Annotated in this window: 9 protein-coding genes and 2 pseudogenes; all 11 read left to right on the plus strand. The window is 43.5% G+C overall.

From position 1 onward, the window contains the following. The first annotated feature begins 126 nt into the window (after window positions 1-126). Entirely contained in the window at window positions 127-585 is a 459-nt protein-coding gene (locus MBO_RS08880) for a pilin (RefSeq protein WP_036366854.1), read from the plus strand. Window positions 586-805: 220 nt separating this feature from the next. Then, window positions 806-1,621 (plus strand): 30S ribosomal protein S2, encoded by an 816-nt coding sequence (gene rpsB, locus MBO_RS08885; RefSeq protein ID WP_036366856.1) that lies wholly within the window; start codon window positions 806-808, stop codon window positions 1,619-1,621. A 77-nt stretch (window positions 1,622-1,698) separates the two neighbouring features. Beyond that, on the plus strand, window positions 1,699-2,577 hold the full coding sequence (gene tsf / locus MBO_RS08890; RefSeq protein ID WP_036366858.1) for a translation elongation factor Ts: 879 nt from the start codon (window positions 1,699-1,701) through the stop codon (window positions 2,575-2,577). 136 nt (window positions 2,578-2,713) lie between these two features. Then, entirely contained in the window at window positions 2,714-3,364 is a 651-nt protein-coding gene (pyrE, locus tag MBO_RS08895; RefSeq protein ID WP_036366862.1) for an orotate phosphoribosyltransferase, read from the plus strand. A gap of 3 nt (window positions 3,365-3,367) precedes the next feature. Further along, window positions 3,368-4,318 (plus strand): glutathione synthase, encoded by a 951-nt coding sequence (gene gshB, locus MBO_RS08900; RefSeq protein ID WP_036366864.1) that lies wholly within the window; start codon window positions 3,368-3,370, stop codon window positions 4,316-4,318. Window positions 4,319-4,529: 211 nt separating this feature from the next. Beyond that, window positions 4,530-6,644, plus strand: coding sequence for a PhoX family protein (locus MBO_RS08905; RefSeq protein ID WP_036366866.1), 2,115 nt, complete (start codon window positions 4,530-4,532; stop codon window positions 6,642-6,644). A gap of 237 nt (window positions 6,645-6,881) precedes the next feature. Next, entirely contained in the window at window positions 6,882-7,967 is a 1,086-nt protein-coding gene (gene murG, locus MBO_RS08910) for an undecaprenyldiphospho-muramoylpentapeptide beta-N-acetylglucosaminyltransferase (RefSeq protein WP_036366867.1), read from the plus strand. 192 nt (window positions 7,968-8,159) lie between these two features. Next, window positions 8,160-8,534: pseudogene (locus tag MBO_RS10115) on the plus strand (GNAT family N-acetyltransferase); the annotation flags it as partial. A 195-nt stretch (window positions 8,535-8,729) separates the two neighbouring features. Beyond that, window positions 8,730-9,098 carry a hypothetical protein gene (locus MBO_RS08920; protein WP_152545137.1) on the plus strand — a complete coding sequence of 123 codons (369 nt, stop codon included), beginning with the start codon at window positions 8,730-8,732 and terminating at the stop codon, window positions 9,096-9,098. A gap of 37 nt (window positions 9,099-9,135) precedes the next feature. After that, entirely contained in the window at window positions 9,136-10,575 is a 1,440-nt protein-coding gene (gene murC / locus MBO_RS08925) for a UDP-N-acetylmuramate--L-alanine ligase (protein ID WP_036366873.1), read from the plus strand. 36 nt (window positions 10,576-10,611) lie between these two features. Next, window positions 10,612-11,037: pseudogene (locus MBO_RS08930) on the plus strand (D-alanine--D-alanine ligase); the annotation flags it as partial.

Genomic DNA, 11,037 nt, shown 5'->3' on the forward strand with positions numbered 1-11,037 from the left:
GAGGCCCCTTCATCAGATGATGGAGGGGGTTTTTTTGTGTGGGGTTACATAAATATAAAGATATTGATAATATTGTAAAAAAGTGGCATAATTGATTCTAATTTGTTTGGGTTAAAGGTTTTATTTATGATTACTCAGAAAGGTTTTACCTTAATTGAGCTATTGATAGTTATTGTCATCATTGGGGTTCTTGCGATGTTTGCCATTCCGCAGTTCCAAAGTCGAACGGCAATCGCTCAGGTTACTCGTGTAACAATGGAGACAAGCCAGCTTAGAAGTACGATAGATATTTGCTTGATGCAGGGAAGTAATGGCACTAAATGCCAGTTGGGATGGTCAAAGAGTAATTTATTGCAAGACAGTGGCGTTGCCCCAGCTGCTACTGAGAATAATCCTGCAACTGGACAATCTGGTCTGATTGTTACTTTAGGTGAAACATCAACCATTGAGGCAACCTTGGGTGGTGACGCTGCTCGGTCCTTACATGGCAAGAAAATTACTTGGAAGCGTGATGGTCAAGGTGTTTGGGCTTGCACAACCGATGTTGATGAAGACTTGCGAACGCAAGGATGTGGTGCAGCGTAGAGTAGATAATATAATTGCTTTTTCATTCTTTATTTGATACAATAATATGTCTATTTTTAATAGGCGTATTTTTATCAACACTACACACACAAAAGCTATATGAAAAAGATGGCAGGGTGTTTGAAGGTTTGATTAATCTGCTGTTCGGCAGATGCGTGCCTTCGAATTTGCTATTCTTACTTTTGTGGAGGCGTAACCCAACTTATTTTTAGGAATTTTTATGTCAGATAAAAACCCAACTCAAATTTCAATGCGTGATTTGCTAGAAGCGGGTGCTCACTTTGGTCACCAAACTCGTTTTTGGAACCCAAAAATGAACCAATACATCTTTGGTGCACGTAACCGCATTCACATCATTAACCTTGAACACACTGTTAAGCAATTCAATGAAGCATTGACTTTTGCTAACCAACAAGCTGCTAACCGTAACAAGATCCTTTTTGTTGGTACTAAGCGCGCAGCAAGTGGTGTAATCCGCGAACAAGCACAACGTGCTGGCATGCCTTACATCGATCACCGCTGGTTAGGTGGTACTTTGACTAACTGGAAAACCATTCGTCAGTCAATCACTCGCCTAAAAGAGCTAGAGAAACAAGCTGAAGATGGTACTTTTGCAAAACTTACTAAGCGTGAAGCTCTTGAGCGTACCCGCGATATGGAGAAACTTGAGCGCGCACTCGGCGGTATCAAGGACATGGGTGGCTTGCCAGATGCATTATTCGTAATCGACGTTGATCACGAAGCAATTGCTATTAAAGAAGCTAAAAATCTAGGTATCCCTGTTATCGGTATCGTTGATACTAACTCTAACCCAGATAACGTTGATTATGTTATCGCCGCTAATGATGATGCGATTCGTGCAGTAAGCCTATATGCAACTGCCATGGCAGATGCCATCATCGCTGGTAAGGAGTATGCGAAGACTCAAGCTGGCAAATCTGAATTGGATGACGATAAAGCTGCCAATCGTGAGAATGCCACAGCGGAAGTTGAAGATACAGTTGACCAAGCAGGTCAAGTTGTGAATAACTACTAATTTGGCAAAAATTTTAGACTTATTATTCACTGATGAGTCTATTTTCAAAAATATTCAATTAAGAAAAGGCTGTAATTATGTCTCAAGTATCTGCAAAAACCGTTAAAGAACTTCGTGACCGTACTGGTCTTGGCATGATGGAATGTAAAAAAGCGCTAGAAGAAGCTGGTGGCGATATCGAACTTGCCATTGATAACCTACGTAAATCAGGTCAAGCTAAAGCTGCTAAAAAAGCAGGTAACATCGCTGCTGATGGTGCAATCGTTATTGCTCAAGCTGCTGGTAAAGCACTGCTATTAGAAGTAAACTGCCAAACTGACTTCGTTGCTAAAGACGAGAGCTTCACTGCATTCGCTAACAAAATAGCTGATCTTGCGCTAGCTAACAATACAACTGATGTTGAAGCGATCTCTGCACTACCTTATGGCGATGGCACGACTGTTGAAGAAGCTCGTATCGCATTGGTACAAAAAATCGGCGAAAATATCCAAGTTCGCCGCGCTGAAATCATCGAAGGCGCTAACCTTGCTGCATACCGTCACGGCATCCGTATCGGTGTTGTGGTATCAATGGAAGGTGGTTCAGAAGAGCTTGGTAAATCTGTTGCGATGCAAGTAGCTGCATTCAACCCACTGGCGGTTAATGAAGAAAGCGTACCTGCCGACATCCTAGCGCGTGAAAAAGACATCATCGAAGCTAAAGCTAAAGAATCAGGTAAGCCCGAAGCGGTTATTGAGAAGATGATTACCGGTGGTGTTCAAAAGTACCTAAACGAGGTAACGCTTGTAAATCAGCCATACGTTATCGACAATGAGAAGAAAGTTGGTGATGTACTGAAAGCTGAAAATGCAACTGTTCTAAGCTTTAAGCGTCTTGAAGTTGGCGAAGGCATCGAGAAGAAGCAAGAAGACTTCGCTGCTGAAGTTGCTGCTGCTCAAGCTGCTGCACAATCTTAATTCTTATTTGATTAAGATAGAACGCACTGATATTCAGTGCGTTTTTTATTGAAATTGAGCAAATCGTAAATTGATAAAAATAAAGTATGGGAGTACAATAGCTTTTTTTTATTGCATATTAATTTAAAAATTGGAGATGTTCATGTTTAATAAGAATGAATTTATTCAGCTGTTGCTTGATTATGGCGTACTAAAATTTGGCGAATTTACCTTAAAATCAGGCCGAGTCAGTCCATACTTTTTTAATGCTGGATTATTATCAAGTGGTAAGGCGCTTGATATGCTATCAAAAGGTTATGCTCAAATCCTTGCCAATGAATTAAAAAACACCGAAAGTCCTACCATCTTCGGCGCGGCTTATAAGGGCATTCCTTTTGTGGCGACTACGGCACAGACTCTATGGCAATCTCATGATATTGACGCTGCTTGGGGCTATAACCGCAAAGAAGCTAAGACACACGGCGAGGGTGGTAACTTAGTCGGCGCAGATCTAACTGGGAAGTCAGTATGGGTGATCGATGACGTCATGACAGCTGGCACAGCGGTGCGTGAGGTGGTTGAGATTCTAAAAAATGCCGGTGCAAATCTTGCGGGAATTGTCATTGCACTTGATCGCAAAGAACGTGGGCAGGATGAACGTTCAGCAGTGCAACAGATCAATGATGACTTTGGCGTGCCTGTTCATGCGCTTGTAGATATCGATGATATTATTGCGTTTCTAGAAGCCAAAGGTGAGACCGAGCATCTGGCAAAAATGCAAGCCTATCGCCAGCAATATGGGATTTGAGCCATGAAAAAATTAAACTTTCTAATTGTCATGGATGATATTGCCGCCATCAGCTATAAAAAAGACACATCTCTTGCGATGATGTGGGCAATTAGCGAGCGTAATCATGGTTTGGCGTATTGCGGTATTCATGATCTGTGGCTTGATAAGGGTGAGCTTTGTGTGGATAAGCAGGATCTAAGAGTTTTTAAAAATCCTGAAAAATTTTACGAGCTTGATGAAAAAACCACCGTTAAGGCCACGGACTTTGATGTGATCTTGATGCGTAAAGATCCGCCATTTAACATGAACTTTTTGTATGCTTTGCATTTATTAGAATATGCTAAGCGCGCAGGGGTGCTTGTGGTGAATGATCCTAATTCAGTGCGTGCGTGCAACGAAAAGCTATTCGCGACGCAGTTTAGTGAATACATGAGCCCAACCATTGTCACTGCCAAGCAATCACACATTCGTGAATTCATCAATGAGTATGAAGATGTGATTGTCAAGCCACTAGATGGCATGGGCGGTATGGGGATTTTTCGGTTGACGGCAGACAGTCCGAACATCGGTTCAACCCTAGAGATGCTGACCCAGATGGAGAGCTTGCCCATCATGGCACAAAAATATCTACCAGAGATTAAAGAGGGCGATAAACGCGTGCTGATTGTTGGCGGAAAAGTGGTGCCGTATTGTTTGGCACGCATCCCACAAGGGGGCGAGACTCGTGGTAATTTGGCCGCAGGTGGTCACGGTGTTGCCATGCCACTGACTGATGCTGAGCTTGCTGTCGCCGAAAAAGTCGCGCCAACATTATTACAAAATGGTCTGTACTTTGTCGGGCTTGACCTAATCGGTGCAAAAATCACAGAAATTAACGTAACATCGCCAACTTGTGTGCGAGAGATTGATGATCAATGTGGCACGCAGATCGCGGTTGATTTTATCGAATTCATAGAGAAATTGGTAGATTGATATAGTATCCACATGGCAATAAGACGGTTATTTACCGTCTTATTCTTTATTATCTAATTGCAATTTTCATTCATGAAATTGTCATAAATATATCTTATCCTATGCATACCTTTTAATGGTTTGTTAATTTGAAAGTGTCCGATACTCACCGCAGTGTTAATCACACTTTTGGATTAATTTAACTGTATTTTTATCGTATTTGGAGTATGCCATGCTATCGCACAGCCCTAGTGAGTTAGATTTTGAAGATGAAGAATTTGTAGAGGATTCCAACTCAACAGACAACCCTGAATTTGCATCGATGATGAATTCTGTGCATCGCCGCAGCGTTCTAAAAGGCGGCGCTGGTCTGACTGCCGCAGCGTTTTTTGGTAGTTTCCCGTTGTCGGCGCTGGCTAAGCCATCAGCCAACACCGTCAAAAATTTACAACGTCCAGACTCGCTAAAATTCACCGCCGTGCCACACTATACAGGTGGCGACATGGTAGTGGCTGAGGGTTATCGTGCTGAGTTGATTTTGCCGCTGGGTACGCCACTGGTCAGTGGTATCGATGACTGGACGGATGATCGCATGGTGGTGGGCGAATCGTTCAGATACCGCATGGGCGATAACCACGATGGCATGTGGTTTTTTGGTCTAAAAAATGGTCAGTATGCGCCTGAAGTTTCGGAGCGTGGACTACTTGCCATGAACCATGAATATACCAATCCAAACCTAAACCCGATCGAAAATTATAAAGAAGAAGATCCAAGCGCAACCAAAATTTATCAAAAAAGAAAGCTAGCAAACGATGTTCGCCGTGAGATTCACGCGCATGGCGTGTCTGTGGTTGAGCTAAAGCGTACACCGACAGGTTATGAATTGGTTAAAGATTCTCCGTTTAACAAGCGTTATACCAGCGGCACGACAACCAAAATTTCAGGCGTCGCCAAAGGTAGTGAATATCTACAGACGAAAATCGACCCTAAGGGTTTAACCAGTGTTGGTATTAATAACCAGTGTGGCGCCGGATTGTCACCATGGGGAACGTATCTGACCACAGAAGAGAACTTTTTAAATGTATTTGCTCGTGGTGCGGACAAACACATCATTGGCGATGATAATGATAAGCGTGCTGCTCGTTATGGACTGAAAGAAAATAAGATTGGCGATCCTTCTTATTCATGGCACACACCTGCAGATGGTCATCAAGGCGAGTTCGATCATTGGGATGTGACCGCCAAACCTGACTCCAAGAAGCCTACCGACGATCATCGTAATACCTTCAATACCTTTGGCTATATCACCGAGATTGACCCGTTTAATCCAAAAGCACAAGCGGTGAAACGCACAAGTTTGGGTCGTTTTGCGCATGAGAACTGCGCTTTTGTGCCGCCAGAGCAGGGTGAGAACTTAGTGTTCTATATGGGTGATGATGCGCGTGGCGAGTACATCTATAAGTTCGTCTCAGATGCCAAGTGGTCAAACAAAGACATCGGCGGTGGTCTAAAAGCGGGCGATAAATACCTTGATAAAGGCACGCTATATGTTGCGGTGTTTAATGATGACGGCACGGGCGAGTGGCGTGAATTATCAAAGAAAAACCCTGCATTGACCGATTTTAAAGATGAAGCTGAGATCGCTGTCTTTGCTCGTTTGGCTGCTGACAAATTAGGCGCAACCAAGATGGATAGACCAGAATGGGTGTCGGTCAGCCCAATCACAGGCGAAGTCTATGTTACCTTAACCAATAACTCTAAGCGTAAAGAAGAAGATGTGAATGCTGCCAACCCTCGCAGCTACGATGGCAAAGGCAACCAGCATGGACACATCATCCGCTTTGCAGAATTGGCGGGCAATACAGGCGATAAGTTCCGCTGGGACATTTACCTGTTCGCCTCTCCACATGATAAGGCTGAGCAGAATCTATCTAAGCTAACCGCTGAGAACGATTTGTCAGCTCCAGATGGTCTGTTCTTTGATCCGCGTGGCGTCCTGTGGATTCAGACGGATGATGGTGCTTATACCAAGACTACCAACTGCATGCTGCTGGCAGCACTGCCGAATAAGATTGGTGATGGCGAGACCATCTCTACTACTGCCGGCAAGATGACGCACGTCGGGGCGACCGCTACGCCTGACACCTTAAAGCGTTTCTTTGTAGGTCCTGCTGGTTCAGAAGTGACGGGCATCACCATGACTCCTGACTTTAAGGCACTGTTCATCAACATCCAGCATCCAGAAGGAACTTTTGCTGCGGTGGCAGGTGGCAAGACACCCCGTTCGGCTACCGTAGTGATTACCAAAAAAGATGGTGGTGTGATATTGGCTGAGTCGTTTGCTTAATAATAACGGTACTGACAGAGTGATTAAGAGTGGATTTTCCACTCTTTTTTATTTTAAAAAATTTATCAAGTTGTAAAAAATGTTTTAAAAAATCTCTTCGATAAATTTCTTGATGGCGAATGTTTGATGGATTTTTGTAAGGTGTATAAATTTTTCTTGTAATTATTTAAAATTTATTTCAAAATATTGTATTGACTGTTTTTTTGCCAGTTGATAGCAATGTGTGAGGGATAAAATATGAATGTGTTGATGATGGCGGCAGGGACAGGTGGGCATGTCTTTCCTGCTTTGGCGGTTGCAGATGAGCTGACCAAAAGAGGTGCGGCGATACATTGGCTTGGGACGCCAAATGGCATGGAAAATGATTTGGTTGCTAAGCATGGGTATGTTATGCACCACATTCAAATGCAAGGTTTGAGAGGTAAGGGTTTGGCACGCATGATAAAACTGCCTTTCATGCTTTTAAAATCGGTCATCGATGCTCGCAAGGTCATTGCAAACGAACGGATTGATGTCGTGGTAGGTTTTGGTGGTTATGTAACAGCACCAGGGGGACTTGCAGCAAAACTTGCCAAAAAGCCACTCATCATTCATGAGCAAAATGCCATTGTTGGTATGAGTAATAAGAATTTGGCTCGTCATGCTGATGTGATCTTGCAAGCATTTGATGGGGCGTTTGTCCATACGCATAAAGAACGCTTGATGACAGTGGGTAATCCTGTGCGTACAAGCATTGCGAATATTGAACCGCCTGCTTCTCGTTATGAGTGTCATGATGTCTCTGCATTAAAGGTGCTGGTGGTGGGTGGTTCGCTTGGTGCAAAAGCAATCAACACTGCCATTGTGAACTTATTAAAGCTAAGCGATAAGCCTTTATCCGTCAAGCACCAATGTGGCAAGGATAACTTTGATGAAATGCTGGTTGCCTACTCACAAGCAGGCATTGATATGAATAAGTATGCCGTACAACCGCTTGCCTTTATTGACGATATGGCGGCCGCTTATGCTTGGGCGGATGTGGTGGTGTGTCGTGCTGGAGCGTTGACCGTTACTGAGATTGGCAATGCTGGTGTGGCGGCGATTTTTATCCCTTTACCGACTGCGGTAGATGACCATCAAACCTTTAATGCCAAGTCCTTAACCGATAAGGGAGCGGGGATTTTATTACCTCAAAGTGAGCTATCAGGGGAGAAATTGGCACAGATTCTGGGTGATTTGACCCGTGAACAATGTTTGGCAATGGCACAAAAAGCCCATTCAATGGCAAATCCAAAGGCAGCTGAACAAGTGGCGGATATTGTGGAGAGTGCGGTTAAAAAATAGTTTTGATGGTCTTGTGATGAGGTAATAAAAATGTTTCACCATAAAATCAACGACACATTAAACCTGGCTCTGGTGCATTCATCATTTGCCAGTCAAATGAATGACATTGTTAATGTGCAAAAAGACTACTTGGGTGAATGGCTACCATAGGCGAATGACTTTAGCGAAAATAGCTATTGTGAATTTGTCAAATTTGCTCTACATCAATATGCTGAGAATAAAGCCATTCACACCCATGTTATTTATGAAGATAAAATTATTGGTGCGGTGAGCTTAAATAATATTTATCATCATCTAAAAAAGGCGGAAATCGGCTATTGGCTACACCAAGATTATCAAGGGCGTGGCATCATGAGTCTTGCGGTGCGTGCCATCATGGATATTGCGAAAAATACCTACGGCATGGAAGTGGTGGATATTAAAGTGGGCGAGCATAATATCCCAAGCCGACGAGTTGCTGAGCGACTGGGATTTGAGTTTTGTGGGATTATTGCCAATAATGAAAATGTTAATGGTGACATCATTAGCCATGCGGTTTATACTTATCAGTTGAGTGCAAAGACTTGAATTTGAATGGTTGATAATGGGTGTGTCTAATTAAGACCATTTGGGCAAGAGGTTTAAAATTGATACTTAATTGATGATGTTATTGTTTAATGCCATCGAACACTAATTTACGAAAATGATTGAGCTAAATTTACTCATCAGACTTGCTTGGCAAAAAAATTGAAATTGTCAAAAACAGTGAGCCTTTCAAATTAAATGCCATTTGTGCATTTGATTTATTTGCACAGTATAATAAAAATGTCAACAGTTAGTTTACTTATCAGCCATACCGCCATTCACGACATTGAAAAAAGTCGTTATTTTAAGCACTATTTAATTGCCAAAGAGCCTTTTATTTATAGCAGAATGGCAGGCAATACAATGGTTGATGACAAAATCAATGGTGAGTTCTTAAAATTTTTAAGAAATTTGAATAAGCCCATTTATTTTGTTACTGGCGAATTAAAACATCGTCAAGGCGAATTGGATTTTGCCTTGCAATTATTAAATGACAATGATTTAAAAAATTGCAAAACATTGAATGATGATTTGTTAATTTTACCCAACCAATTTTATGGCGTTTAACTGGCTAAATGTCGCTTTTATTTTAAAGGAACAACAAATGACCAATCCCAAACAACCCCTACCCAAACAACTTATCCAAATCCCAGAAATGCGTCGCATTAAACACATTCATTTTGTCGGAATTGGTGGGGCGGGAATGTGTGGCATTGCCGAAGTGTTATTTAATCAAGGCTATGGCGTATCAGGCTCTGACATCAAGCAAAGTCAAGTTACTCAAAGATTGCAAGCATTGGGTGTGACCATTTTTATTGGGCATAATGCCGACAATATCAAAAACGCCGATGTGATTGTGGTATCATCTGCCATTGACAAAAATAACCCAGAGATTAAATCAGCCCTACAAGCCCGTTTGCCTGTGGTTCGCCGTGCCGATATGCTGGGCGAGCTTATGCGATATCGCCATAGCATTGCGGTGGCGGGCGCTCACGGCAAAACCACGACCACAAGCCTTTTGACAATGATGCTGACCGAAGCAGGCTTTGATCCCACTTATGTGATTGGCGGTAAATTAAACGCATCTGGCAAAAACGCATCGTTGGGCAGCTCTCGATATTTGGTGGCGGAAGCCGATGAGTCAGATGCCTCATTCCTGTCGCTGCGTCCGATGGCGGCGATCGTGACCAACATCGATGAAGACCACATGGAGACCTATGGCGGCAGCTTTGATAAGTTAAAGCAGGCTTATATCCAATTCCTGCAAAATATGCCCTTTTATGGATTGGCGGTAATTTGTGGCGATGATCAAGAATTGTCTGGCATGATTGATGACATTGCGCGCCCTGTACTAACTTTCGGTTTCGGTTCGCATAATGACGTGCAGGCGACCCACCTAGAGGTGGAAGGTACACGCACGCATTTTACTGTACTGCGCAAGGATCGCGAGCCACTTCGCCTGACTTTAAACATCCCTGGCGAGCACAACGTCCTAAATGCACTGGCTGCCATCACTCTGGCGACTGATGAAGGCGTGGATGACGAGTCGATCGTTCGTGCGGTGAGTAAGTTTGCAGGCGTGGGTCGCCGCTTTGAACAGCAGGCAGACATTGCTGTAGATGGCGGCAATGTACTACTGATTGATGACTATGGGCATCACCCCACCGAAGTGCTGGCCACCATCAAGGCAGCTCGCCAAAGCTATCCCGAGCGCCGCTTAGTGATGATGTTCCAGCCGCACCGTTATAGTCGTACTCGTGACTGCTTTGATGAGTTTGTTGAGGTGTTGTCGAATGTCGATGAGCTGCTTTTGTTGGATGTGTATCCAGCAGGCGAGGCGTTGATTGTGGGTGCCGATACTAAGTCATTGGCGCGCAGCATTCGCCTACGTGGACAAGTCGAGCCAACGCTCGTGGATAAAGAAAATCTAGCACCAGTCATGCAGCGCGTCCTAAAAGCCGGCGATCTTCTAATCACTCAAGGCGCGGGCAATGTGGGGCAGATTTGTTTGGATTTAAGAGATAACGAACTGTATCTAAAATGATTCATAGATAAATAATTAAACCATTTGAGAGATAACATGACAAAGATTGATCCAACTGCTTTTGGTAAAGTGGCTGTTGTTTGTGGGGGCACGAGCAGTGAGTGCGAAGTTTCATTAAATAGTGGCAAGGCGGTGCTAAATGCATTGCTTTCAAAAGGTGTGGACGCGCATCATTTTGACCCCAAAGAGACCGACATCTCGAAGCTGCGTGACTATGACCGTGTGTTTAATGTACTGCATGGTACATTTGGCGAGGATGGCAGCTTACAAGGCGTGCTGGATGGTTTTAATATCCCATACACAGGCTGTGGCGTGCTGGCTTCTGCTGTTGCGATGGATAAATTTCGTAATCGCTTATTGTGGCAGTCATTGGGGCTTCCGAATGTGCCTTATGTGGTCCTAAATGACGACAGTGATTTTGAGCAAGTAGAAAAAGAGTTGGGTTTTCCTTTGTTTGTCAAG

This window comes from Moraxella bovoculi 237 (genome assembly GCF_000696305.2).
GTDB classification, from domain to species: Bacteria; Pseudomonadota; Gammaproteobacteria; order Pseudomonadales; family Moraxellaceae; genus Moraxella; species Moraxella bovoculi.

Excerpts from the sequence above, each read along its gene's own strand:
- tsf (WP_036366858.1), top strand. The coding sequence starts at position 1,699 with ATGTCTCAAGTATCTGCAAAAACCGTTAAAGAACTTCGTGACCGTACT.
- murC (WP_036366873.1), top strand. The coding sequence starts at position 9,136 with ATGACCAATCCCAAACAACCCCTACCCAAACAACTTATCCAAATCCCA.
- gshB (WP_036366864.1), top strand. The coding sequence starts at position 3,368 with ATGAAAAAATTAAACTTTCTAATTGTCATGGATGATATTGCCGCCATC.
- pyrE (WP_036366862.1), top strand. The coding sequence starts at position 2,714 with ATGTTCATGTTTAATAAGAATGAATTTATTCAGCTGTTGCTTGATTAT.
- MBO_RS08880 (WP_036366854.1), top strand. The coding sequence starts at position 127 with ATGATTACTCAGAAAGGTTTTACCTTAATTGAGCTATTGATAGTTATT.
- murG (WP_036366867.1), top strand. The coding sequence starts at position 6,882 with ATGAATGTGTTGATGATGGCGGCAGGGACAGGTGGGCATGTCTTTCCT.
- MBO_RS08905 (WP_036366866.1), top strand. The coding sequence starts at position 4,530 with ATGCTATCGCACAGCCCTAGTGAGTTAGATTTTGAAGATGAAGAATTT.
- rpsB (WP_036366856.1), top strand. The coding sequence starts at position 806 with ATGTCAGATAAAAACCCAACTCAAATTTCAATGCGTGATTTGCTAGAA.
- MBO_RS08920 (WP_152545137.1), top strand. The coding sequence starts at position 8,730 with ATGCCATTTGTGCATTTGATTTATTTGCACAGTATAATAAAAATGTCA.